25 protein-coding genes and 2 riboswitches are annotated in these 26,161 nt (G+C 28.7%); of the genes, 21 read left to right on the top strand and 4 right to left on the bottom strand.

Annotated elements, in window-relative coordinates; all coding sequences use genetic code 11:
• Window positions 1-214: 214 nt before the first annotated feature.
• From B2W91_RS09650 to B2W91_RS09640, 3 genes are all read left to right on the top strand, one after another.
• Window positions 215-1,330, top strand: a complete 1,116-nt coding sequence (locus B2W91_RS09650; protein ID WP_291580357.1) for a helix-turn-helix domain-containing protein — start codon at window positions 215-217, stop codon at window positions 1,328-1,330.
• 79 nt (window positions 1,331-1,409) lie between these two features.
• Window positions 1,410-1,511, top strand: a riboswitch (purine riboswitch).
• 209 nt (window positions 1,512-1,720) lie between these two features.
• The gene (locus tag B2W91_RS09645; protein ID WP_291580441.1) at window positions 1,721-3,055 is read left to right on the top strand and encodes a uracil-xanthine permease family protein; all 1,335 of its coding nucleotides are present in this window, start codon (window positions 1,721-1,723) and stop codon (window positions 3,053-3,055) included.
• Window positions 3,039-3,614: a xanthine phosphoribosyltransferase gene (locus B2W91_RS09640; RefSeq protein WP_291580356.1), complete on the top strand. Its 576-nt coding sequence runs from the start codon at window positions 3,039-3,041 to the stop codon at window positions 3,612-3,614. The genes B2W91_RS09645 and B2W91_RS09640 overlap by 17 nt, the downstream gene beginning before the upstream one ends.
• Window positions 3,615-3,727: 113 nt before the next feature.
• On the opposite strand, the gene B2W91_RS09635 is transcribed toward B2W91_RS09640, so the two are convergent.
• Complete coding sequence (locus tag B2W91_RS09635; protein WP_291580354.1) at window positions 3,728-3,961, bottom strand: hypothetical protein; 234 nt, start codon at window positions 3,959-3,961, stop codon at window positions 3,728-3,730.
• Window positions 3,962-4,233: 272 nt separating this feature from the next.
• Here B2W91_RS09635 and B2W91_RS09630 point away from each other — a divergent pair, with 272 nt between their 5' ends.
• From B2W91_RS09630 to B2W91_RS09585, 10 genes are all read left to right on the top strand, one after another.
• Window positions 4,234-4,821: a GNAT family N-acetyltransferase gene (locus B2W91_RS09630; RefSeq protein WP_291580352.1), complete on the top strand. Its 588-nt coding sequence runs from the start codon at window positions 4,234-4,236 to the stop codon at window positions 4,819-4,821.
• A gap of 295 nt (window positions 4,822-5,116) precedes the next feature.
• On the top strand, window positions 5,117-5,650 hold the full coding sequence (locus tag B2W91_RS09625) for a DUF6144 family protein (RefSeq protein ID WP_291580351.1): 534 nt from the start codon (window positions 5,117-5,119) through the stop codon (window positions 5,648-5,650).
• Window positions 5,651-5,661: 11 nt separating this feature from the next.
• Entirely contained in the window at window positions 5,662-6,285 is a 624-nt protein-coding gene (locus B2W91_RS09620) for a GyrI-like domain-containing protein (RefSeq protein ID WP_291580350.1), read from the top strand.
• 594 nt (window positions 6,286-6,879) lie between these two features.
• Window positions 6,880-7,428, top strand: coding sequence for an ArsR/SmtB family transcription factor (locus tag B2W91_RS09615; protein WP_291580349.1), 549 nt, complete (start codon window positions 6,880-6,882; stop codon window positions 7,426-7,428).
• Between the two features lie 257 nt (window positions 7,429-7,685).
• Window positions 7,686-7,866: riboswitch (cobalamin riboswitch) on the top strand.
• 104 nt (window positions 7,867-7,970) lie between these two features.
• Window positions 7,971-9,536 (top strand): ABC transporter substrate-binding protein, encoded by a 1,566-nt coding sequence (locus tag B2W91_RS09610; RefSeq protein ID WP_291580347.1) that lies wholly within the window; start codon window positions 7,971-7,973, stop codon window positions 9,534-9,536.
• The gene (locus B2W91_RS09605; RefSeq protein WP_291580345.1) at window positions 9,536-10,483 is read left to right on the top strand and encodes an ABC transporter permease; all 948 of its coding nucleotides are present in this window, start codon (window positions 9,536-9,538) and stop codon (window positions 10,481-10,483) included. Before B2W91_RS09610 ends, B2W91_RS09605 begins: the two co-directional genes overlap by 1 nt.
• Complete coding sequence (locus B2W91_RS09600; RefSeq protein WP_291580344.1) at window positions 10,483-11,331, top strand: ABC transporter permease; 849 nt, start codon at window positions 10,483-10,485, stop codon at window positions 11,329-11,331. Before B2W91_RS09605 ends, B2W91_RS09600 begins: the two co-directional genes overlap by 1 nt.
• A gap of 14 nt (window positions 11,332-11,345) precedes the next feature.
• Window positions 11,346-12,305, top strand: a complete 960-nt coding sequence (locus B2W91_RS09595; protein WP_291580343.1) for an ABC transporter ATP-binding protein — start codon at window positions 11,346-11,348, stop codon at window positions 12,303-12,305.
• The gene (locus B2W91_RS09590) at window positions 12,280-13,044 is read left to right on the top strand and encodes an ABC transporter ATP-binding protein (protein ID WP_291580342.1); all 765 of its coding nucleotides are present in this window, start codon (window positions 12,280-12,282) and stop codon (window positions 13,042-13,044) included. Before B2W91_RS09595 ends, B2W91_RS09590 begins: the two co-directional genes overlap by 26 nt.
• A 15-nt stretch (window positions 13,045-13,059) precedes the next feature.
• On the top strand, window positions 13,060-13,878 hold the full coding sequence (locus B2W91_RS09585) for a class I SAM-dependent methyltransferase (protein WP_291580340.1): 819 nt from the start codon (window positions 13,060-13,062) through the stop codon (window positions 13,876-13,878).
• 77 nt (window positions 13,879-13,955) lie between these two features.
• Here the strand turns inward: B2W91_RS09585 and B2W91_RS09580 are convergent, their stop codons facing one another.
• Genes B2W91_RS09580 through B2W91_RS09570 form a run of 3 tightly spaced genes read right to left on the bottom strand, consistent with a single transcriptional unit; the run spans window position 13,956 to window position 17,428 of the window.
• Complete coding sequence (locus B2W91_RS09580; protein WP_291580339.1) at window positions 13,956-16,007, bottom strand: CotH kinase family protein; 2,052 nt, start codon at window positions 16,005-16,007, stop codon at window positions 13,956-13,958.
• Window positions 16,008-16,024: 17 nt separating this feature from the next.
• The gene (locus B2W91_RS09575) at window positions 16,025-16,717 is read right to left on the bottom strand and encodes a DUF4956 domain-containing protein (protein WP_291580338.1); all 693 of its coding nucleotides are present in this window, start codon (window positions 16,715-16,717) and stop codon (window positions 16,025-16,027) included.
• Between the two features lie 24 nt (window positions 16,718-16,741).
• Window positions 16,742-17,428 carry a polyphosphate polymerase domain-containing protein gene (locus B2W91_RS09570; protein WP_291580337.1) on the bottom strand — a complete coding sequence of 229 codons (687 nt, stop codon included), beginning with the start codon at window positions 17,426-17,428 and terminating at the stop codon, window positions 16,742-16,744.
• Between the two features lie 160 nt (window positions 17,429-17,588).
• Here B2W91_RS09570 and B2W91_RS09565 point away from each other — a divergent pair, with 160 nt between their 5' ends.
• From B2W91_RS09565 to B2W91_RS09530, 8 genes are all read left to right on the top strand, one after another.
• Entirely contained in the window at window positions 17,589-18,260 is a 672-nt protein-coding gene (locus B2W91_RS09565) for a response regulator transcription factor (RefSeq protein ID WP_291580336.1), read from the top strand.
• A gap of 3 nt (window positions 18,261-18,263) precedes the next feature.
• On the top strand, window positions 18,264-19,481 hold the full coding sequence (locus B2W91_RS09560; RefSeq protein ID WP_291580335.1) for a sensor histidine kinase: 1,218 nt from the start codon (window positions 18,264-18,266) through the stop codon (window positions 19,479-19,481).
• A gap of 399 nt (window positions 19,482-19,880) precedes the next feature.
• Window positions 19,881-20,513: an alpha/beta hydrolase gene (locus B2W91_RS09555; protein WP_291580333.1), complete on the top strand. Its 633-nt coding sequence runs from the start codon at window positions 19,881-19,883 to the stop codon at window positions 20,511-20,513.
• Between the two features lie 112 nt (window positions 20,514-20,625).
• Complete coding sequence (locus B2W91_RS09550; RefSeq protein ID WP_291580331.1) at window positions 20,626-21,138, top strand: GNAT family N-acetyltransferase; 513 nt, start codon at window positions 20,626-20,628, stop codon at window positions 21,136-21,138.
• A 324-nt stretch (window positions 21,139-21,462) separates the two neighbouring features.
• Window positions 21,463-22,467 carry a phosphotransferase gene (locus tag B2W91_RS09545; protein WP_291580330.1) on the top strand — a complete coding sequence of 335 codons (1,005 nt, stop codon included), beginning with the start codon at window positions 21,463-21,465 and terminating at the stop codon, window positions 22,465-22,467.
• A 343-nt stretch (window positions 22,468-22,810) separates the two neighbouring features.
• Window positions 22,811-23,644 (top strand): effector binding domain-containing protein, encoded by an 834-nt coding sequence (locus B2W91_RS09540; protein ID WP_291580329.1) that lies wholly within the window; start codon window positions 22,811-22,813, stop codon window positions 23,642-23,644.
• Window positions 23,645-23,986: 342 nt separating this feature from the next.
• Window positions 23,987-24,472 (top strand): tetratricopeptide repeat protein, encoded by a 486-nt coding sequence (locus B2W91_RS09535; RefSeq protein ID WP_291580327.1) that lies wholly within the window; start codon window positions 23,987-23,989, stop codon window positions 24,470-24,472.
• A 615-nt stretch (window positions 24,473-25,087) separates the two neighbouring features.
• The gene (locus B2W91_RS09530; protein ID WP_291580324.1) at window positions 25,088-25,888 is read left to right on the top strand and encodes a class I SAM-dependent methyltransferase; all 801 of its coding nucleotides are present in this window, start codon (window positions 25,088-25,090) and stop codon (window positions 25,886-25,888) included.
• Window positions 25,889-26,161: the final 273 nt, after the last annotated feature.

Below are 26,161 nucleotides of genomic sequence, written 5' to 3'. Positions count from 1 at the left end.
TTAACTGATACGCTATTTTAATTTTGATAAAAGGTTAAAACTCCACAACAATAATCTGTGGAGTTTTTTAAAAATAAATTTCATCCTAAATAGAACTTAACCTGTAGTTAAGTTTTATTTATTATATTCAACTACACATCCATTGGTATTTTAAATGCTGCAATGTATACTTAATAGATAAGATCTTATAATACATTTAATGGAGCGTATGAATATGGAAAGATTACAAATTGGTGAAGTGATATGTAAATTAAGAAAAGGAAGAGCTATTACGCAAGAGCAACTAGCTAATTTTATAGGAGTTTCTATGGCTGCTGTTTCAAAATGGGAAAATGGGGTTTCATATCCGGATATAACGCTGTTACCAGTATTAGCAAAGTTTTTTAATGTAACTATAGATAAATTATTAAACTTTGAAATTGAACTATCCGATGAAGAAGTTAAAAAAATCTTTAGTGAATGTGAGAAGCTTTTTAATAGTGCAGACAATTTTGATTTAGCTATTGAAAAAAGTAAAAACTATATTTTAGAATATCCAAGTAGTTATTATTTAAAAGATAAAATAGCTCATTTATTTTTTGCTTATTCATGGAAAGCTAATGATGAAGAAAAAACTATGGATATGCTGACATATATTATTAAATTATTTGAAGATGTAGCGTCAAATTGTACAGATACTGAGCTTGTAGAATGTGCATTATTTGCATTGGGTGCCTTGTATTCACAAGTTGATGAAGATGATAAGGCAATAGATTCTTTAAATAAAATCCATAAAAGCCAATGTGATCCCAATGATATACTTGCAACCATATATATTAAACAAAATAAATTTAAAGAAGCTAGAAACTTGCTTCAAAGCAAATTACATAAATATATTTATGAGATACCTCTTATTTGTATGAATTTGGCCACTTCATATGGAAGATATGAAAAAGATTTTGATATGGTAGAAAGATATCATAAGCTAGCAATAGATTTTAAAAAAGTATTATCCCCTGATGGAGATGGGACTTTAAAATTATGGATGGAATATTTTTATTTGGCAAGAACATACTTACAAGCTAATAAAAATAGTAAAGCTATAGAAACCTTAAAAATAATGGTAGACTGCATAAAGAAAGATGATGTTAATGACTTTGGAAATCTAAATAATATTTGGTGCTTTAATGAAATTGAACGTAAAGAAAAACCATTAACAATGAACTTATATGAAAATATTTTTAAAATACTTGAAGATTCAGTTTTTGATCCAATCAGAGAGTGTAAAGAATTTATTGGCATATTAACAGATTTAAAGGATTTAGAAGTTAAGTCTTTAGCTAAAAAATAAAAAATTAATACTATTGTAATTAATTCTAATAATAGTTTAATTTAATAATATACTAAAGCATTATTCTATGCTATAATCTCTTTATATCATAAAATATTCTCGTATATCATCGGAAATAAGGTCCGAAAGTTTCTACCTGCTAACCGAAAATTAGCAGACTACGGGGTTGAGTTGTTTTAGTAAAGATATTGATTTCTATTATTAAAATTGACGCACCTCAAATATGTATTTGAGGTGTTTTTATTTTTCCCTAAATATAATGAGAAATTTTAAAAAAATTATTAAATATTCTATGACATAATTTTCAATATTATTTTGTGAAAGATACATAGATGTACGAGAACATATGATAAATATATTTTTAGGGGGATTACAACAGTGGAAGAAAATATGCAAAATCTTTGTAATGATGAGTTGCTTTATGGAATTGATGATACTCCTAGCATAAGTACGCAAATATTATTAGGACTTCAAAATATATTTGCTGCCTTTGGAGGAATTATAGCAGTACCTTTAGTAATATCAAGTGCATTAGGATTTGATGGAGCAGTTGCTACTGCAATTTTAAGTGCATCTATTTTAGCAGCTGGTATAGCTACAATAATACAATCTAAGGGAATAGGTCCTGTAGGGTCAAAAATGCCTTGCATAATGGGAACTGATTTTACCTTTGTTGCTCCAGCAATTGCTATTGGATCAGTTGCAGGACTACCGGCTATAATTGGAGCAACTATTTTGGGAGCCATAGTAGAAATTATTTTAAGTTATTTTATTAAACCACTAATGAAACTATTTCCACCACTAGTTACAGGAACAGTAGTATGTTTAATAGGCTTAACATTATTACCAGTATCTGTTGATTGGGCAGCAGGTGGAGTAGGTGCTGCTGATTATGGAAGTTTAATTAATGTTTCAATAGCTATGTTTGTAATGTTTATAACTTTACTCTTAAACAGATATGGTAATGCTATAGTGAGCAGTGCATCAATATTAATAGGAATGGTTATAGGTTATATTATATGTATTCCATTAAATATGGTAGATTTTACTTTAGTAAAAGAAGCAAGCTGGTTTGCACTACCTAACATATTTGAATATGGTGTAGATTTTAATTTGAAATATGTATTACCTTTTATTCCAGCTTATTTTGTTGCAACTATAGGAAGTGTTGGATGTCTAGTGTCTATTTGTGAAGTTTCAAAGGTTAAAGCTGATGAGAAAATTATTGGACGAGGTGTATTAGCAGATGCTATTGGTAGCTCATTGGCAGGAGTTGTTGGTGCTTTCCCAAATACAGTTTTCAGCCAAAATGTTGGATTAATTCCATTGACAAGAAATGCAAGCCGTTCAGTAGCTACAATGGCAGGAGTACTTTTAGTAGCATTAGGATTTTTCCCAAAGTTTGCAGCGTTAATTAATATTATGCCACAGCCAGTACTTGGCGGTGTTGGAATAGTTATGTTTGGTACCATAGCTGCAGCAGGAATTAAGACTTTAAGTAGAGTTGAAATAAATAATAGAAATTTATTGATAATAGCAACATCAATAGGATTAGGATTAGGGGTTACTTTCCGCCCAGAGTTTATTGCTCAATTGCCAGAAGCAGTAAAGATGATTTTTTCATCAGGAATATCAACCGGTACAATTGTGGCGCTTATTTTAAATAAAATATTAAGGGAAGAGAAAATGAATGAAGGAAGTGCTGTAGATGGAAAAGCTGCATAAGAAAATACTAGAAGAAGGTATGGCATTAAATAGCACTGTTTTAAAAGTGGATTCATTTTTAAATCATGGTGTAGATCCAAAACTTATGTATGAGATAGGAACTTATTTTAAAAACTATTTTAAAGATAAGGGAATAACTAAGGTGTTTACTATAGAAAGTTCAGGTATTGCACCAGCAGTGATGGCTGCTATGCAGATGGATTTACAGATGGTAACTTTAAAAAAGCAAACTTCTAAAATCTTAAAAGGTGAAGTTTATCAAACTACAGTTCATTCTTTTACTAAAGGACTAGATTATGAATTAACACTTTCTAAGAAGTACATAAATGAGAATGATAACATACTTATAATAGATGACTTTCTAGCAAATGGAGAAGTTGCTTTAGGTGCAGCGAGGTTAGTTGAAGCTAGTGGAGCTAAGGTTGGTGGAATAGGAGTAGTTATAGAAAAATCCTTTCAACCAGGAAGAGACATGCTAATAGAAAAAGGATACGATGTTTATTCTCTTGCTAGAATTAAGAAATTAGATAAGGATTTAATTGAATTTGTAGAAGAATAAAACAAATTTACAAAATGACTTAGAAAAATTTGGGGGCTATTACATATAGAAAATAAGCTATATCTTGAGTAAAATCAATGATATAGCTTTATTTTTTATAAGAAACAATTGTTTTATTCAATAAGAGCTAGGTTGCTACCATCTAAATTCATTTTATATAATTTATTCTGGCTATCTTCATAAGAAACGAACCAAATTTCGTTATTAATAATATTTATTTGATAAGATTGAAGATTGTTAAGTTCTTTATTATTTAGGTCAATTATATATAAATAAAAATCTTCATAAAATTCGCCATCACAATACACTAATCCATAATTATTTATATTGCCATAATTTAAATTCATATGTAATATCCCCCAAAAATCTATTTTATTTAATAGTACCACATAAAATTTAAAATAGGAATTTGTTTTAAAATCAGTATTATCATATAATGTCTATATGGATAATTTTGTTAAAGAGGTGATAATTATGATAAAGAATAAATATATGCTTAAGGAAACTTTAAAAGAAATAAAATCAACATTTCAAAATAATATAAATATAAAAATATACATACTTATTAAGTAGAAATTTTACTTTTAAATTTATTTTATAGATAGGGCAGGTGAATAAGATGAATATCGAAATAGTTTTTAATGAATTTCCAGTTTTGGAATCGGAAAATTTAGTATTAAAAAAGATTGAGGCCAGTAATCTAGAAGAATTATATACAATTTACAGCAACGAAAAGGTATTTAAATATTGTGGAATTATACCAAAGAAGAATATTAAAACTATAAGTAATATGATTACTCATTTTGAAAGAGATTATAATAAGAAAGATAGAATTAAATGGGGTATATTTTTAAAAAATCAGGGCGATATATTAGTTGGAATCATTGAAGCCATGGATTTTAAACCAAAGGTAGATATGGTAACAATAGGATATTTTTTATCAGAAGCATATTGGGGAAATAGTATTGCATCTGAAGCTCTTAGAATATTAATAAAATTTTTATTTGAGGAAGTTAATATTAATAGAATCCAAGCAGAAGTCATGCCAGAAAATGAAGCCTCAAAGAAAGTACTTTTAAAGAATGGATTTATAAAAGAAGGATTACTAAGACAGGCTACTTTATGGTCTGGCAAGGGCATAGTTGATTTGGAGATATATAGCATTCTAAAAGAAGATTATAAGAAGCAACTTGTACTTATTTTATAGTTATTATTTTAGATATCACCAAAAGAAAAAACTGCAAATGAATTTATAGAAACTTATTTACAGTTTCTGTGTAGTTCAATATTAATTAATACATAGAGAAGAAGATATATGAAAAATTAAACAAATCTGCCTTTGGGTGAACAGTAGTACTTTAAATTTCACAAAGGTGGATTTTAGTTACTTTTTGAATATATTTTAATTAATAATTTTTTAAATATGACATGATGACGTCATATAAGATTATTTATAATTAAAGAACATATATAAATATCTTAATGGATAAGGGGGAAAAATTATGTCTAGTAAGTGGGAACGTATTCTTAATAGCATTAAATTAAATGCAGGGGAAGATACCTACAAAAATATAGTGGAGGCATATGGTGAATTACCTTTAAAATCATCACCTACTAAGCAAGCAAAATATGTTAAAAGTATATTAAATGATATTGAAAATAATATCGGAGAAAATATAGTAGAAAAAGTAATGAAACCCTGTGGACATTTATGCATTTCAAATAGAACAATCAATGAAGCAAAAAAATTATTTGAAAGAGCTGAAAATGTTGAAAAGTTTTTAGATTTAATGAATGAAAAACATATAGGTGGTGGAGAACTTCACATAGATAATGGAAATATAATTGGAATTTATAATAAGTGCTATTGTGGAATGGCTAAAAATGTGGAAGACATGCCACCTTCATATTGTAATTGCTCTGCAGGATGGTTTGAAAAATTATTTAGCTCAGTATTTAATAAAACAGTAAAAGTTACAAAGCTTCACACCATTTTAGAGGGATCAGATAAGTGTGTTTTTAAGATTGAGTTTTAAGGAGGATAATAATGATAAATAAGTTTGATTATAAAAAAGTATTTAAGGAGTTCTATAGTCAGCCTGCGAAGAAAGTATCAATTTTAGAAATGCCAAAGCTTAAATATTTAATGGTAAATGGCTGTGGGGATCCAAATACATCAAGGGAATACAAGGAGGCAGTTGAGGCATTATTCAGTCTGTCCTATACTATAAAATTTATGATTAAAAATAGTGATTTAAAGATAGATTATGGAGTAATGCCCCTAGAAAGTCTATGGTGGACTGATAATACAAATGATTTTTCTATGGATAATAAAAGTACGTGGGNNCGGTGCGGTATGATTATGCAGCCTGATATTGTTACAGAAGATTATATAGAAAAAGCTTTATATGAGGTAGAAAAAAAGAAGAAATTATCATCTCTTTCTAAAGTAGAGTATAAACACTATGAGGAAGGACTTATTGCGCAAACTATGCATGTGGGACCTTATGCAGATGAAAGTCCTACCGTAGAGAAGCTTCATAACTATATCAAAGAATGTGGATATGAATTAAGAGGATTACATCATGAAATATATTTAAATGATCCTAGACGATGTTTATCTAATAATATAAAAACTATAATTAGGCAACCTATAATGTTAAAGAGATAAGTGTTTTAATATTTTAACGTTAAAAGGTATGAAATTTAGAGCTATTATTCTAAGTTTCATACCTTTTTACTTTAATTATTAGATTTTATAAGGTATTTATAAAGGGATTTACTAGTGCATCTCATTTTACAGTATGTGCTATATGCTGTGAATTGAAGTTCAAAAATGAATAATTTAATTAAATTATTCATTTTTTATTGAATATAAATTTTGTACATTATTATTTTTTATGAATATAATAATATGAATGAATTTAGTGCCTATATAACTAACTATTCTTGAATTATTTGGCTTTGGGTTTTTAATGCCATGGTAGCTTCAGCAATTAATGCTTATATAATGAATAAATCGTATAAAGAAGTATTAGGCATAGTTACATTTTTTATGAGAGTTATAAGTTGATGTATAGTACTTTTAGATAATTCTCTAAGAGAGATTATAATAGAATATTTACCTGTTTATTTTATAGGTGTAATAATTTCTGTAGTTGTTTTATCTTTAAATTATAGAAGAAGCTTTAAAAAGGCTTAAAGGTTAAAAATTTCATTTAAATAATGAAAATTATTATATAACAAAAGGGGAGGGGATAAAGCAATGGAAGATAGAAAAGTATTAACCACTTTAGAAGAAGTAAAAGCTATTTCTGATCCTTTTAGATATAAAATTATAATTACACTTATAGATATGAATGAACCAGCTTCCGTGAGGCAAATAGCAGATAAAATGAATGAAATGCCATCAAAAATATATTATCATATAAAAAAGTTAGAAAGTGTAGGAATAATACAGACAGTTGATAATAAGCAGATTAAAGGAAATGGAACTAAATATTATGAACTCTTGGCTAGAAATTTTGAAATAAGATGTTCAGAAGAAATAGATGAACCTTATAAAATAATGCACCTAGCATTAGAACAAAGAATGATTTCAAATTTTTATGATAATAATAAAGAGGTATTTTTAAGTTCTACGAATAGAGACTTACAAGGAGCCGGTGGGACTATTATGAGTAAGAGTATTTATCTTGCAGAAGAAGAGGTAGATGAAATAATATACTTAATGAGAAATTTTTTAAAAAATCATAAGGAAGAAGATGCTAAAAAGCTTAAATATCACAGCTTTTTTACAATAATTGAAGAATAAAGAATAAATTATTGTAATCCATAACTATTTTTCTTAGATATTTAAGAAAAATAGTTATGGGGTTATATATTAATAATGAAACAGTTAAGAATATGGAGATTATTGGATGAGATATAAATTAAGCTTTATTATAAATTTCATTTAACTTACAATTTTTATTATCATTATAAGCAATAAATTAAATAAAAAATAAAACAATTAATAGATCTTTAAAAGTTTTGTAAGACAACAGAAAATTTGACATATTTTCAAATATAATGTATAATTTTGTTGAAAAATTAATAAATTTAAGAATTTAGGGAAGTTTGGTGAAATTCCAACACGAACCCATCACTGTAAGCGATGACGATGCCTAACATGCCACTGGATTAACTCTGGGAAGGCTAGGCTAAGGGTGAATCGTAAGTCAGGATACCTAAACTTAAAGAGAAATAGATTGAGGGGGGAGTAACTAAATCTAATTTTATAGCAAAGATGGGTAAGCTATGGCATTAACTATGGCTTTTTTTATTGCAAAAATTTAAAAGAGAAGGAATGGAGTTATGAAAAAGTTATTTAAAAATAAGATATTACTAATATTTTTAGCATTAACAATGATATTAGGAACCTTGGCTGGATGTACAACTAAAGACACTAGTATGAATGAGGATGATGAAATTGTGCTAGCAGCTGCAAGAGATTTATCACCAGGAGAAAAAGATGCATATTATGCTACTTCTATATTATTTGTTTGGGAGCCTTTAATTGGATTAGATGATAAAGGAAATCCTTATGCCGAGTTAGCAGAAAAATGGACAAACTCTGAAGATTTTAAAGAATGGACTTTTAAGATAAAAGAGGGAGTAAAGTTTCATGATGGAGTTCAATTAGATGCTGATGCCGTAATTAAAAATTTTGAGCGTTATATGAATATGAAAACAAAAGGATCACCATTTTATTCTTTTGACTTAGAAAAGACATATCCTAATTTAAAAGAAGTGGTTAAAGTATCTGATTATGAAGTAAAATTAATATTTAATAAACCTATATCAACATTAATATATAATATGGCTAGATTTGGTAGTGCTATATATAGTCCACAATGTTTTGATATAAATACGGGAGATTTTACAGATATAGCAAAGGGTACAGGACCATTTAAAATTGTAGAACATGAAAAAGATCAGTATACATTATTAGAAAGAAATGAAGAATATTATGGTGATAAAGCAAAGGCTAAGAAAGTAAGAGTGAAAGTTATTCCAGATGCAGAAACAAGATTTTCAGCTTTAAAATCTGAGGAAATTATGGGAGTAATGGATTTAGGAGCAATAACTCCAGAATTATCTAAAGAATTGTTAAAAGATGAAAATTTTGATGTATCTACTGGAAAATCAAGCATAACTCACTTTATTTCTACTAATGGTGTTAAAGGACCATTCAGCAATGCAAAAATGAAAGAAGCATTAAGTTTAATAGTTGATAGAGATCTTATAGTTGATGAATTCTTTGGAGGATATGGAACTTCAACTATTAATATACTAAACCACACATCTCCTTTTGCAAAAGAAATAAAACCAGTTCATGATAAAGAAGGAGCTAAAGAGATTGCAAAAGAAGTATTAAAAGGAGAAACAAAAGAGGTAAAATTTATAGTACCTTCCTATGGAGTAGATCGTTATCCTTATAAAACTGAAGCAGAATATATTCAATCAGTAATAAAAGATATAGGATTAAATGCAACAATAACAATTTTAGACGGAGCTGCATTTAAAGAGGCTATGAAAAAAGGAGAATATGATTTAGCTATACATACTCAAGGATTACCAAATGCAGAACCTTTTACTATATTTGAGGGATATATGCATAGTGAGGGATCAAGTAATGAATCTTATAGTCTAGGATATAAAAACCAAAGAGTAGATGAGCTAATTGATAAGCTAAAAGAAACTAATGACATGACTAAAAGAGAAGAAATATACAATGAGCTTCAAGATATATCAGCTAAAGATCCAGCAAGTATACCACTGTTTCAAGATGTTAATTTAATAGCCTTTAATAAAAAAATAAAGGGCTTTGAGGCAACAAGTTATGGAACTACCTTAAACAAAATGGAGTGGAGTAAATAGTGGAAGATATCTTCAAATATATATTTAAAAGAATATTATCCACTATACCAGTTTTAATAGGCATAACCTTATTAGCATTTATCCTTGGAGTTATTGCACCAGGAGATCCGGCAGTTGAAGTTTTAAGTATGGACGGAATAAGTACCCCTACAGAAGAAGAAATACAAGAGGTAAGAGAAGAACTAGGATTAAATGATAATATATTAGTTCAATATGTTAATTGGACTAAAAAAGCTATTAAAGGAGATTTAGGAGTTTCTTATATAAAGAAGACTTCTGTGTCAGAAGAAATACTGAGAAGGTTACCGATAACCTTCTCAGTATCATTAATGGCAATGATATTTGTAGTAATTTTTTCAATACCACTAGCTATAATTATGGCATTAAAAAAGGATTCTTTAATTGATAATATAGGAAGAACTATATCATTACTTTTAACATCTATACCAGGATTTTGGCTTGCTATAGTTATGATGAACATATTTTGTGAAAGATTAAAAATATTACCTACTAGCGGATATGGTACATTGAAGCATTTAATAATGCCTGCCTTTGTTTTAGCAGCAGGAACAATAGGAACAATTATGAGGTTAAATAGAGCTACATTAATAGAATCCCTTGGACAAAATTATATAGTGACTGCTGAGGGCAAAGGACTTCCAGAAAAAGTGATTTTATTAAAATATGGGCTTATGAATTCAATTATGCCTATAATTACTGTTTTAGGAAATTATTTTGGAGCAATACTTGGAGGAGCAACAGTTGTAGAGGTTATTTTTGGACTTCCAGGTATGGGGAGTTATGTTATTCAAGGTATAATGAGCAGAGATTATCCTGTTGTTCAGGGATATGTTGTTTTTACAGGAGTAATTTTTGTTATATTTAACCTTATAGTAGATTTATGCTACTTAGCACTAAATCCTAAAATAAGGCTTGGAGGTAAATAATGGTGAAGAAGTTTAACAAAATTAAAAATATACCTCTTATTTATAAGATAGCATTTATAACGCTTATTGTTATGATTTTAATAGGTATATTTGCACCAGTATTAGCACCCTATGATCCAAATGCTGTATATATGACAAAAAGACTTCAGAGCATATCTAAAGAACACTTTTTAGGAACAGATGCATTAGGGAGAGATGTTTTTAGTAGAATATTATATGGTGCGAGGGTTTCAATATTTTTAGCAATACTTGCAACTATATGTACAATGTTTTTAGGAACAACTATAGGAGTTATAGCAGGATATTTTGGAGGTATTTTAGACAGCATAATACAAGTGCTAGTTAGCATATTTCAAGGACTTCCAGGACTTAGTTTTATGATAGCTATTGCAGGAGTTTTAGGACCAGGTATTAAAAGCTTAATAATTGCTATAGTAGTAACTTCCTGGGCAGGATTCTCTAGAGTAGTAAGAGGAGAAGTTTTAAAAATAAAAGAAGAAAATTATATAGAAGGTGCTAGGGCTTTAGGCGCTAGTCATTTTTATATAATAATTCATCATATACTACCCAATATTTTTGCACCTTTCATAGTACTTTTTACTGTAAGGATTGGAAAAGTTGTACTATCAATGGCATCATTGAGCTTTTTAGGACTTGGCATTCAACCACCACAGGCAGATTGGGGTGTAATGATAAATGATGCTAAAACTTACTTTAGATCTTATCCACATTTATTATTAGCTCCAGGAAGTTGCATAATGTTATTGTGTTGCAGTATAAACCTAATTGGCGATGGGTTAAGAGATCTATTTGATGAGAAAAAGGATTTCTTTAATCAATATCTTTAAAAGGATGTTTTAGTATGGAAGAAGATATAAAAATAGAAAATTTAAAAGTGCATTTTAATACTAAAGAAGGTGATGTTAAGGCAGTAGATGGAATTGACTTAACATTGAAAAAAGGAAATATTATAGGAATAGTAGGGGAAACAGGCAGCGGAAAATCTGTATTAGGTCTCTCAATTTTAGGATTACTGGCTAAAAATGCTAAAATAGAAGGAAATATACTTTATAACAATAAAAATGTATTAACTTTAAAAAATCAGGAATTAAAAAAAATAAGGGGAAAGGAAATAGCATTAATACCTCAGAATCCAGAAACAGCATTTAATCCTATATACAATGTAGGTTCTCAAATAAGTGAATTATTTTATTATCATAACAAAGAAAAAAAGAGTAAAAGCAAGGAAAAGACCATAAAAATTTTGGAGAAATTCTCATTTAAAAACAGCAATAAAGTGTATAGTTCTTATGGGTTTCAACTGAGTGGAGGAATGAAACAAAGAGTATTGTCAGCAATGGGTATGGCATTAGAGCCAAAATGGATAATTGCAGATGAGCCGACTAAAGGTTTAGATGCAATAATAAGAAATCAAGTATATGATGTTTTTAAAAACCTTAAAGAAAATATGGGAGTAAGTATGATACTAATAACCCATGATTTAATGCTAGCAAAGAAGCTTTGTGATGAAGTTATAGTAATGTATGCAGGGAAGATATTAGAAAAAGGTAGCAAAAAAGATATTTTTGAAAATCCTAAGCATCCTTATACTAAGGGATTAATAGATGCTCAACCTAATAAAAAACTTATTCCTTTAGATGGAGTTGCACCAAGTTTAACAAATCTGCCGGATGGATGTAGATTTCATCCTAGATGTAAATATAAGAAAAAATTATGTATGGAAAAAGAGGCCAAGCTTTATAAAGTAGATAGCTGTGAAGTGAGGTGTTTTTTATATGATAGAGATAATAAATCTACGTAAGCAGTTTAAAAATGGAATAGTAAATAGAAATGTAGTTACGGCGGTAGATGGAGTATCTTTTAAAATTGAAAAGGGAAAGACCTTAGGGTTAGTTGGAGAAAGTGGATGTGGAAAGTCTACTTTATCAAGATTAATATTAAAACTTATAAAACCAGATAGCGGCAAAATAATTTACAATGAAGAAGATATTACAAACTATAGTTTTTCAAAAATGAGAGATTTAAGACGAGAAATGCAAATAATATTTCAACATCCTGACTCAGCGCTAAACCCTAAAAAAAACATAGAAGAAAGTTTAATAGAACCACTGAAATTGCATAAAATTTATAATAAAAATGCTTCACAAAAATACATTAAGAATTATTTAGATTTTGTTGGACTAAGTGATGAAATTTTATCAAGATACCCTTATCAAGTAAGTGGAGGTCAAATTCAAAGAGTAGCATTAGCTAGAGTGTTACTTTTAAAACCCAAATTTATCATACTAGATGAACCCACATCAATGTTAGATGTGTCTGTACAGGCTCAAGTTATACAACTATTAAAAAAAGCTCAAAAGGAATTTGGTATAACATATTTATTTATATCACATGACATAGATTTAGTTAAGGCAGTAAGTGATGATATAGCTGTAATGCTAGATGGTAAAATAGTAGAAATTATAAAAGCTGAGGAAATCTACAAAAATGCTAAAAATGAATATACTAAAAGACTTATAGAAAGCTTTATAAATTTTTAAAGGAGAGCTAGAAATATGTACTTAGATTATAAAGATATAGATTTTGAGGAAATATGGCAAAATAGAATTAGAAGTAAAAATGGGTATGAGAAACAGCGAGCTTTTGATGATGAAGTTGAAAGAGAGTTTTGGGAGAATTTAGCTCCTAATTATGATAAAAATCCTACACTATATGACTATTCTAAAGAAGTATTTAAGATAGTAGAAAGTTTAATTGAAAAAGGTAGTAGTTTAATAGAAATTGGATGTGGAACAGGGAAGTTTACAATACCGTTGTCAAATAAATGCAAAGATGTATTAGCCGTTGACTTTTCAAAGGATATGTTAAAGGTACTAAAAGAAAAAATAGAAAATAACAATATAAATAATATAAGAACCTTAGAGGGAAAATGGGAAAATGCCAATATTGATAAGATGGATTACATATTATCAGTAAATTCTCTTTATAGGGTATGGAGTATCAAAGATGCTCTAAAAAAGATGAATGCTTTAGCTAGAAAAGCAGTTATAATAGTACGAACCATACAAAAACCTATGTTTAATCAATTATATATGGAATTAGGCATAGGGGATCAAACAGTTTTAGACTACATATACCTTGAAAATATAATACATTCCTTAGGTATTTATGCAAATATGCAATATATAGATGTAAAAAATAAAATATATTTTAATACTATAGAAGATATATATAGAAAGATAGAAGAAGATATAGGGGGAAAAATCAATAATAATATAATAGATGGTTTTATAGAAAAAAACTTTGTAAGAGAAGAGAATAGGTATGTATATAATAATAACTCCAAAGTTGCAATTATATATTGGAAGATATAAAATTATAAATTTGTATGATTAATAAAATAAAAAGCTGGTTAGTATAAAGTTTACCTTAACCAGCTTTTTGTTTTATATTATGAACTTTGATATTTTTTTCTTTTAAATTTGAGAGCAAATATAGATACAATAATTATAGATAATAATGAGAATATAAGAATAGTAACTAAATAAGAAGTATTTTGAGGAGTCTGAGCTCCTTGAATTCTATCCTTTGGCCCTCTACCAAATTGATTATCTTTCATATTTTCATTATCAATATTTGGATTTTTGTCTAAGTTATTTTGAAAGTCTTTATTTCCATTCTCTGCCTTCATCCCAAAAGGAGAGTTTTTAATAATTTCAATTACTGATTCGTCAATACCTAAATCTTTAAGCTCTGCAATTTGTTCATCTGTAAGGGTGCCATCTTCAGAAGCCTGAATTATTTCCATAGCTTTTTCCATTGTACTCATATCAGGCATATTGCCATCGCCAAAGCCATTTGGAAGGTTATTATCCTGATTTGGAGAATTATTTCCAGGTGGTTTTTCACCAGGGAAACCACCATTACCACCACCCATACTTCCAAGAGCGCTTAAATCAACATTTGTAGGAATATTACCGTAAGTAGTTGATGGTTGAGCACCTGCAAGTTGAGCGGTTATGCTTGAAGCTCTATCTTTTCCGAAAGAAATAAGTATTGGAAGAGAAGTTTTATATTCTTCATAGGTATAAAAGGCAGTAGCATCATTCTTAACATAGCTTCCAATAAGGTTATCTAAGTTATTTATAGTAGATTTGAAAACTCCATTATCAATGTAAGTTGTCACTATTTCATTTAGATATTTATGGTATAATTCTTTGTATTCGGATACTTCAAGAAGTTTAGCTATAAGTGGACTATTTTCTAGAGTATCTGTAACAGGGGAATCGATAGGGAAATTAACAGCCTTTTCAGCGTCGTTCATTTGAAATCCTGCGAAAGAAAGGTTAAAGTCCCATGGCAGTATTTGAAAAATACCATTTTGTTCATAAAGATAATAGTTATGTTTCATACTTCCAGCATAGCTGTCTAAATTAACTAAAAATGTATTGACAGCAAAATATCTTAGTATTTCATCTACATCAAGATATTTTTCTAAATCAGTGCCTTCATTGAGATTTTTTATCATATCAATAACCTTTTCGTGATCCGAGGAATTAGTTTTTTTAAGTACAGCACTATTTAAAACGCTTGAGTAATTTGAAGGGTCCTCACCATTCCATACAAGGTTTGTACCACCACTTGATCCCATACCTTTACCGCCACCAATTGGATTTTGTCCATTGCCTTCTCTATTAGGTCCTTCATTTAAATTAGCTTCTTCATTTAAGTTGGGCTGCCCATTTAAATCAGGTTGTCCATTTAAATTAGGTTCTCCATCTAAGTTAGGTCTTTGATTAGGGACAGCATCTGGAGCATTATTTGGATTTTGTCCTTGCTTACCAGCAGCAGGCATAGCACCACCTATTTTTGTGCTTTCAGGCTTATAAAGATTTCCTTCTAAAGCGCCATAGGCATAGTTTCTTTCTAGAAAACTTTCCTCTATAACTTCTACAGCTAAGTAAAGACCCCAGTCTTCACCATTTATCTTTATATTTGCATAAGCATAAGCTGGTGTTGGAATTCCCATGGCAGTATATAAATCGTATGAAAGATACTCTTTCATATAAGTGGTATCTGACATAATATTATTTATAACTAATTTATTAAGACCATGCAAAGTTTGTCCATCTACATACTCATCAAACTTAATCTTAAAGCTATATCTATCAGTGGTGTCGTCACTTGCAATCATTGATAAGCTAGAGTTACCTTTAGGTCTTATGCCTACATTATAATATGTTTCACCATTAATTGAGATATTTGCATTTTTATATTCTTCTTCTGTTGCATTTTCAATAGTCCAATCCCAATCTTCTTGAGAAATATTTATATCAATTTCCATTACTTTATTTTTATCAAATACCCTGCTGATATATTCTGCTTCTGTAATAGAAGAGGTGTAATTTGTATTATTGGATAAAATCACAATTAAAGATGCAAACAAAAGAGATAATACCATAATAATTGATATTATGATATTAATAAATTTATTAGAAATCATTTTAACACCACCTAATATTAGGACATATATTCGCCGTTGTAACTTACAAGAATAGCATTATTTATACCTTGTATATGGCTAAGTTCATTTACGAACTTTGTTGACATTTCTTTTAGTCTAATTTCAACAGTTAGTTCAATACCAGTACTAGAAGAAACAGTTTTTGATTTAACAACATGCTTTTTCACGGATCTTTTTATATATTCTACAGCAGCATTTTCACTTTCATCACTACTACAGTTTATTACTAATATATAAGGATTGTCTGTACTTTTTTTATTTACAAATATTATCATAATTACACCAATAAAGGCTGAACCAAATATAGCAAGTGGTATGAGTCCAGCACCTAAAACAATACCAGCACTGATTGACCAAAATAGAAAAGCTATATCCATAGGTTCTTTAATAGCTGTACGAAATCTTACAATAGACAATGCACCAACCATACCAAGAGATAGGACCACATTTGAAGTTATTGCTAAAATTATTAGTGTAGTTATAAGGGTCATTGAAAGAAGTGAAGTACCAAAACTTTCTGAGTACATTACTCCCTTAAAAGTCTTTTTATATACTAAGAATATAAAAAGACCGATAGCAAAGGCTAATCCTAGTGCTATAACAGTATCTAATAAGGAAAACGTTGTTGCTTTTTCTAAAAAGCTTGATTTAAAAATATCATTGAAACTTAATTGGCTATTTCCATTCATTTTTATTACCTCCATTAATTTGTTTTAGCTATATATTCTACAGGCTGCGTATTTTGAAACTGATGTACTTTGTCTTTCCTTTGTTTGAATCATATCTCGTATAATTTCCGGTAAAAATTCATCATATTTAACTTCTAAAATCATTGGAGTATCTACAGGCATTCCTAAAGTGGGAAGCTTAGAGTTAAAAAGGTTTTTAGCAAATAATCCAGTTCTAAGATTACTATCTATGGTAATTCTTACATTACCAGGTTCGTAAATATATGCTTCTCTAGTATAATCCACAATAGTTTTAGGTCTTAAAAATTGGTATTTCATTTTTGCATAGAGCTCCTTAAGAAGATCACTATTGGATTTTAAAAGCCATGAAGTATGATTTCCTAGTAGTAAATCACATTGATCCTTTGTTAACATTGCAGAATCTTTTAAGCATAAACCATTGATTTTACTTTTCTTTTCAAGTTTGATGACGGATGGTACATCATTATAAAATCGAATTCTAAATTTTTCACGGTTATTTACACCATTTATTTTTTCCATCAATGCTTTATCATTAAAATTATCAAAATATAAACTTCTAATTTTATATGTGCCATCAATTCCAGCATTTACATCTAATCGGGCAATATGCTTAAGTCTATTTTTTATTTCATAGTAATCACAAAGGTTTATAAAATGTTTTATTTCATGCCTTGGTTTTATTTCTTTCATTATGTCACCTCCCTCTATTAGGAAATTTACAAGTAAATCATAAAATATAAACCTTAAATTAGTCTTAAACTTAAAGTTATTTTAAGATTTGTATGATAGAATTTATTTAACATATCTTAAAAAAGAAAGTAAAAATTTATAAAATTAGAGGGTGATTATCTTGAAACTATTATTGATAGAGGATGAAAAGCAACTATCAGAGGCCCTGACGCAACTTCTTATGAAGAATAAATATTTTGTTGATGGGGTATATGATGGTGAAGCAGGTCTTGACTATGCAATGACAGAAATATATGATGTTATAATCTTAGATATAATGCTGCCCAAACTAAATGGACTAGAACTTCTTAAGAAATTACGTTCAGAGGGGATATCTACTCCAGTAATTCTTTTAACAGCAAAAGGGCAAATTTGTGATAGGGTTACAGGTCTTGATTATGGGGCTGACGACTATTTAGTAAAGCCTTTTTCACCAGAAGAATTATTAGCAAGGCTTAGAGCACTTTGTAGAAGAAAAGGTGAATTTATTAATGAAAATATATTAGATTTTGCTGATATTAGACTTAATTTATCTACCTATGAATTAGAAGGAAAAGAAAATAGTGTAAAATTATCATTAAAGGAATTTGAGATAATTAGATATTTCATGCAAAGACCTAGAAATGTGGTTAGTAAAGATGACCTTATTATTAAACTTTGGGGCTTTGATTCAGAAGCAGAGTATAATAATATTGAAGTTTATATATCTTTTTTGCGTAAAAAATTATTACATATTGGATCTGAGACAGCTATAACTACATTAAGAGGAATTGGATATAAACTGGAGGATTAAAATATGTTCGATAAACTTAAAAGAAAATTTATTATAATAAATATGACTCTCTTAACAGTAGTTTTCATTGCAATATTTTCGACCATATATATTATGACTATGATTAGTGCAGCAAGACAAACAGAATTTACTCTTAATACTTTAATGCATGCACCTCCTAAGCCATCTCCTAATAATCCAGCAATTGCAACTAGTATTATTGTAGAGTTAGATAAGCATCATAATATAGCAGATGTTTTTTCTTTATTTGACATTGAAAAAGAATCAATTGAAGAAGCTATATCGCAGGCTATAAAAAGTAAAGAACCTTCTAATAATTTAAAGATAGAAGGCGGTAGTTATGCTTTTTTAAAGCAGAATACTCCGAGGGGTATGAAAATTGTTTTTGCTGATAGGAGTCCTCAACAGGCAATGGCTATTAATTTGCTTAAAATTTTCTTTTTAGTAGGAAGTATTAGTCTTATTATTTTGCTATTGATTAGTATGTATTTTGCTAATAGAACAATAAAGCCTATTAAAGAAGTTTTTGAAAGGCAGAAGCAATTTATAACAGATGCATCTCATGAACTTAAAACACCACTTACAATAATAAGAACCAATACAGCCCTAATTGTATCTAATAGTGAAGAAACTGTAAAAAGCCAAAGCAAATGGATTGGATACATAAATTCTCAAATAGATAGGATGTCAAAACTTATTGATGATATGCTATCATTAGCTAAATTAGATAATCCTCAGCAGAAAGTGTATTTTTCAAGTTTTGATATTAGTAAAACTCTTGAAAATATTATTTTATCATTTGAAGCAGTACTTTATGAAAATAATATAGAGTTAGATTTTAATATAAATAAGAATATATTTATAAATGGTGAAAAAGAGAGTATTAAAAAGCTTTTCAATATTCTTATGGATAATGCAATAAAGAATACTCCACCAAAGGGAAAAGTTTCTGTAAAGCTTGATTGTGATAAGAGCAAAATAGAAATTGAAATAAAAAATACTGGTGATGGTATTCCAAAAGAACATATTGATAAAATATTTGAACGATTTTACCGGGCTGATGATTCGCGAAATAGAGAGAGTGGAGGATATGGACTTGGACTTTCAATTGCTAAATTAATTGTAAATGAGCATGATGGAAATATATATGTAAAGAGTAATATTAATGAGTATACTTCATTTATTGTGGAGTTACCTCAAAGTTGTAGGTCAATAAGTTAAAATTTATTATGGAAATAGCCAATACTCCTTGAAGGTTTCATAGGAAATTTACTTATTAGGCTTTGACGGTTTTCTAATGCTAAAAAGAAACTAGATGTTGTCGTACTATAATAGATGGCACGTGGGTAATTTTAAACTTTCATCCTTTTATTGAGATGAAAGTTTTTTTGCTTTTCTAATAATTTTGGCATATATACAGTGCGTTATTACATTTTCTATAGGGGAGGACAATGTTCACCCCTAGGATACACGGAGAATATAGATGATAATCCATTAGAATGCCAGGAGAATTGTTATTATGAAAAATATTAATACATAATCAATGAAATATGGTATAATTTTCCTAAAGATACTTTGTAATTGCACTTATTGTGAAACAGAAAAAAGGAAGTGGGGCTTTTGATTAGCAAATCTACAATTCGAGTAAAGTCAACATTTGGACATGATATTTACAATCTTTTTTTATTACAACCACCTAAGCCAAAGTCCATTGTAATACTCTTTCCAGGTGGAGATGGAAGTTGTGATAAACCATTACTTCGTTATGCAAGGAAGGCAACATTATTATCAGGCTGTGATGTATTAAGTTTAGAATACGGATATTATAGAGCAAATAAATCATATAAAACAGAGTTTTTTGAACAAACAGTTAAAGAAGTAAATGAAGCTATTGAGAAGTGTCTTGATAATTCATATGAAAACATATATTTTATCAGCAAAAGTTTAGGAACAGCAATTGCAGGAGAGATAAGTAAACTAATAGGTTATGATAAGGTTAATAATCTATTCTTAACACCTATAGTTGACACAATTCCTCACATAATTAATTCAAAATGCACTATAATTGTTGGCACAAATGATAAATTTTTTCCTAAAGAATATATTAATAAAGTAAACATCTATGATTCAGTAAATTTAAATATTATTAACAATGCTAGTCATTCACTTGAAATAGAAGATAATTATATTGAGAGCTTAGAGATATTAGGAATTGTGACAAAACTGTGTGCAAGCTTTGTATGTAAGAATTAATTTAAAACACGATGAGCAATATTCTTATACGATGACATAAAATTAAAGATCACAGTATTTGCATGAGAGAGCACTTGCTAAGTGTAAATATATTTTAGGGAGGGGATTCGTAATGAAAATAGAAATAATAGATGCAAGTAGTAATGATAAATTGGTTATAAGAAATATGATGGAATTATATAACTATGATTTATCCGAATATGAAAATGCTGATTTAAATGAGCATGGCTTATATGATTATAATTATTTAGATAATTATTGGACAGAAGAAGATAGGCATCCATTCATAATTAGAGTTGATGCTAAATTAGCAGGATTTGTTCTTGTTAATAAACATGGGGTTGATACCTCATTTTCAATTGATTATAGTATTGCAGAATTTTTTATATTAAAGAAATATAGAAAAAAAGGAGTAGGAAAGGCTGTTGCTTTTAATATTTTTGATAGATTTCATGGAGTGTGGGAAGTAAAACAATTGCTAGATAACAAGGTTTCACATGTTTTTTGGCATGAAGTAATAAAAGAATACACTTTAAATAATTTTGAAGAACTACCAAAAGGTACAGAAAGTTGGGATGGTCCAATTCACAGATTTAACAATAACAATAAAAGTTTTTTAAAATAATTAAAAGTAAATTTTTAAGTTATATTTATTAAAGTATGAATAAGATACTGTAAAACTTAATTTAATAAAATGTTTTCTTAAGCTATAAGGTAAAAATATAATTACTCGTTATCAATTAATTCCACAGGGGATGATTATAAGAAATGAACTTTTATCATGAATTTTTTGTGTTTTTATAGATGAAAAGGAGCAAGGTAAATATTTTAGCTTACAACCTTTAATTCATATAAGAGCTGAAGCAAGAAAGTTGGATTATGATGTTAATAATTTTTTAGAAGAATACTACAATATTTAAAAGGCTAATGGTAGGAGAAGGTGAATAATATGCAGTATAATTTGCAATTTGAGAAATTATGTAATGTTTTACAACTAGGTGAGATAGGTGGCATACCTAAGGCTATATCTGGTGGACTTTTACACAAAATGTATGCTGTTAAAACTTCTAAAGGAAAATATGCAATTAAAGCATTAAACCCTCAGATAATGCGTAGACCTATGGCAATGCAGAACTTTATCAATTCAGAGAAGATTGCCAATATTGCTTCAAATAATATATCTGCTCTTCCAGCTAAAAGATTTAATGGAGTTTTCATGCAAGAAATAGACAATCAATTTTATATTGTCTTCGATTGGGTAGATGGTAAAAGTATAAAATTTGATGAAATTAATATAATTCATTGTGAAAAAATAGGCGATATTCTTGCGGATATACATATAACGGATTTTTCAAAGCTAGGTATAGTTAATGATTTGCCAGGGGATATACATACAATAGAGTGGAGCGATTATTTGCAAAACGGACAGAAAAGTAATGCAGTATGGACTAATATATTGCTTGAAATCATTGATAAGCTTTATGATTGGAATGCTCAGGCAATTAAATCAGCAAAATTACTTGCGTCAGATATGGTTATTAGCCATAGAGATTTGGATCCTAAAAATGTTATGTGGAATCAAGATAATCCTATTGCTATTGATTGGGAGGCAGCTGGTTATATAAATCCTATGCAAGAGCTGATTGAAACAGCTATATATTGGTCTGAAGATGAAATGGGGAATATTGATAAAGAAAAATTTTTAGCTTTTATAAGTGGATATAAAAATAAGTATGGAACACCACAAGCAAATTGGAGAACAGTCTTAGTAAGTGGTTTTTTAGGAAAATTAAATTGGTTAGAATACAATTTAAAACGATCTTTGTGGATTGAATGTACAGAAGTCGAAGAACAGCAGATGGGAACTACTGAGGTAATAGGGACAATAAACCATATTAGACGTTATGCAGATATGATCTCTGAATTAGAAAAATGGCTAAATAATGAAAATTAGGCATTTTCAAAAAAATAATAAGCCAGTATATTAGCCTATTTTTCATCATACTGCGTCGTCAGAACCTGCACATAGCATCACTATGAGCAGAGCCTAACTACTTATCTGATAAAAAATATACTGATATCTTTGCCTATTATTTCCTTTCACATGCCTTAATAACTATAAACTGAATAATCTTTTAATATACCGTATTATTCAGAAATGAATTTTATGATATTTTTACTTTTCAATATAATAGGATGGCAAAAATATTTATATCATTATTGATGCAATTCACTGCAAGAATTGCAAAGAAAGGTTTGTTTTAAAGCTCTATAATTATAAACAAGGAGGGGATAATATGGATTGGCTTTTAGGTATGAACCAAGCAGTTAATTATATTGAGGAGAATCTTGATGGTGATATAAGTTATTCCATCGCTGCAAAATTTGTGTGTTGTTCTCAATATGAATTTCAACGTATTTTTTCATTTATGGCTAAAGTAACTTTATCCGAATATATTCGCAAAAGACGGTTAACTCTTGCAGCCTATGATATTCAGATGAGTAAAGAAAGGATAACTGATATAGCTATAAAGTATGGATATGATTCTGCAGCAGCATTTTCTCGTGCATTTAATCAACAGCATGGAACCACACCTACATCGGCGCGTAATGAAGGGGTGGCACTAAAGTCATATCCTCGTATTTCCTTCAAATTTATAATTCAAGGGGTAGATAAAATGGAGTATAAAGTTGTACACAAGGATGAGATACGAGTTATTGGTGTAAATAGGAAGATGATTACTAAGAATAACGAACATTGGAGAGATATACCTAAGTTTTGGGACGATTTTGAGCAAACAGAATTACAGGAAAAACTTAATTCTTATGCATTGGATGATGTTGTATTTGCAATAACTACCTATAGTGAAGAAGCGGATTGCTTTTGGTATATGTTAGCAGTAGCATATAATGGTGCCGAAAATATAGATAACTACGATATTATGACTATACCAGCTGGGACATATGCTATTTTTGAAGTACCGCCAGAAAATGAAGATAATATTGGTGAATTTACTATGCGTATTTTTAATGAGTGGCTTCCAAGTACAGGATATAAATTAACTGGTAAGGCAGAAATTGAGTGTTGTACAAAAAATGGAACTATAATATGGATGCCAATTGTTAAATGATACTTCCATAAGGTAATTAATATTAAAGAAGTGTCATAAATTTTGCATTAAATACCATAAATGTAAAATTGAATAGTTTCTTAAAAATACCGTATTATTCAAAAGCAAATTTTACGGTGTTTTTATTTGGCAATTTAAAATTCTAGGATGTTATATCAACTGTAGGGGCTAATAGCAATTATACCTAAAACATTATAAATATAATATGTGTAGAAAATAATTAGAAACTATGAGAATTGTCAATGTGAAAGTAGTAATATACAATTAGTAAAATATGGTATAATTTTCTTGATAAATAAGTAATGCTATAAAAAAATATGGGATTTTAAGGGGAGATTGGTTTTGAAAGAAAAAGAATTAGAAAGAGCTATTGAGTTAAGGAGGGAAGGAAGATTAAAAGAATCCAGTAAGATTTTAATAAATCTTGCAAATCAATATCCTGATAATTCAATAATCCATTATCAGTGTGCTTGGAGTTTCGATGCACAGGGATTAGAAAAAGAGGCAGTACCATATTATGAAAAAGCTATTTCAGTGGGATTGCCAGATGAATATTTACAAGAGGCTTTTTTAGGATTGGGAAGTACATATAGAACATTAGGGGAATATGAAAAATCAAAAGAAGTCTTCGAGAAAGGTATGGTAAAATTCACGGAAAATAGAGCCTTGAAAGTTTTTTATTCGATGACATTATACAATTTAGGAGAATACTCTAAAGCTATGGAAATTTTATTAACTAATTTAGCTCATACATCCTTAGATGAAAATGTAAAGAGATATAGAAAAGCAATAGATTTTTATTCAGATAAATTGGATGAAGTATGGTAACCTTAAAAAACAATTCAATCATATGTAGAATGCATAAAGGAAATAATCTTTTGAAATAATGTATTATTTAGGAATGAATTTTACGGTATTTTTGTGCATTTTTAAATTTTTATGACGTAACTAATGAAAATAGAGATAGAAATAATGGTATTTTAAAATTGAATAACGCGGTATCAGATAGTAAAATTATTTTACACTTATTATAAAAACAACCATATATTATTATGTAAATATGATATAATTATCATCAATTAAGTCAATATAGTATTTTATTATTCATTTAATAGAAAAAGTGATAACTTTAGCTGAAAAAATATAACATGTATAAATTGAATATAGTAACTACGAAAATTGAAAAAAGCAATATTTACTACTTGTGGACTAGCCAAGATTTGGTTCTCATATTTCAGAATATTTTGATTTTAATTATCTAATAATGTGAAGAAAATATAGGGTATTTAAAAAAACAAAAGAAAAATATATATGTTCTTAAAAGTCATTTAAATAAATACAGTTATAAAATCTTTATATATCTTAGTCTATAAATTAATCTACTTTAGATGATACGTGCCTTATATTGCATAATAATTAAAAATGTGAAAAGGAGAAAAAGTTATGAATAATGTCATAGATTTTTATGAAGGGTATGACGAAGATAATAGACTCAAAAGAGACAATGCAAGAAAAATAGAATTTACAGTGACAACAAATATTCTAAATGAATATATAGAGAGTGATTTTAATATTCTTGAATTAGGAGCAGGAACAGGGGCATATTCTTTTTATTATGCTGAACGAGGGAATTCACTTCTAGCTACAGATTTGACACCAAAACATGTAGATATTATTAAGGAAAAGGCAAAATTAAAAGGTGATGAAATAAAGTTATCAGCTGAAATAGCAAATGCTACTGATTTAAGTCAATATAAAACTAAGAGTTTTGATGTGGTGACTTGCCTTGGACCAATGTATCATCTTACAGAGGAAAGTGATAGAGTAAAATGCATTCAGGAAGCTCTAAGAGTGCTGAAACCTGGCGGCATTCTAGCAATTGCATATATAAATAAGCATTATGTAATTCACGTAATAATGGCATATCAAAGAAAATCTTTTGGCCGCACATTTGTAGACAATCTATTAAATACAGGCATTAATAAAGAAGACGATGAGAATTCTTTTCTTACAATTGGGTTTTTTACAACACCTATAGAAATAGAAAACTTTATTTCAGGATTTAATGTTGAAATTATTGACCATGCAGCTACTGATGGAATATGTTCACTCTTAAGAGATCCTATAGATGAACTAAATGATGAAGAATACAATGTATGGACAAATTATATGATAAGCAGCTGTAGAGAAAAGAGTCTATTAGGGATGAGCAATCATGGGTTACTAGTATGCAGAAAAAAATAAATATATCTAACCAATACAGATGCAAATATAAAAGTATCATAAATATCTTGAAATAATAATGATTTGACTTTGAAAAATACATATGTAAAAGCTTAATTTAATAATTTAACATATTCAATGATAATATAATTTAATCATTAAAAAAATATTATGCTTACTAAAATATAAATATCTATAAAGGAAATATTATTTATCATAAAAATAAGTATTTTCATGGAGTAATTCTATAACTGGAGTTGCTCCATGTTTCTTTGTGGTTGATTTTGTTAACCG

It is taken from the genome of Clostridium sp. UBA6640 (assembly GCF_002455975.1).
GTDB lineage: Bacteria > Bacillota > Clostridia > Clostridiales > Clostridiaceae > Clostridium_J.
This window is presented reverse-complemented; position numbering and strand designations above follow the sequence as displayed.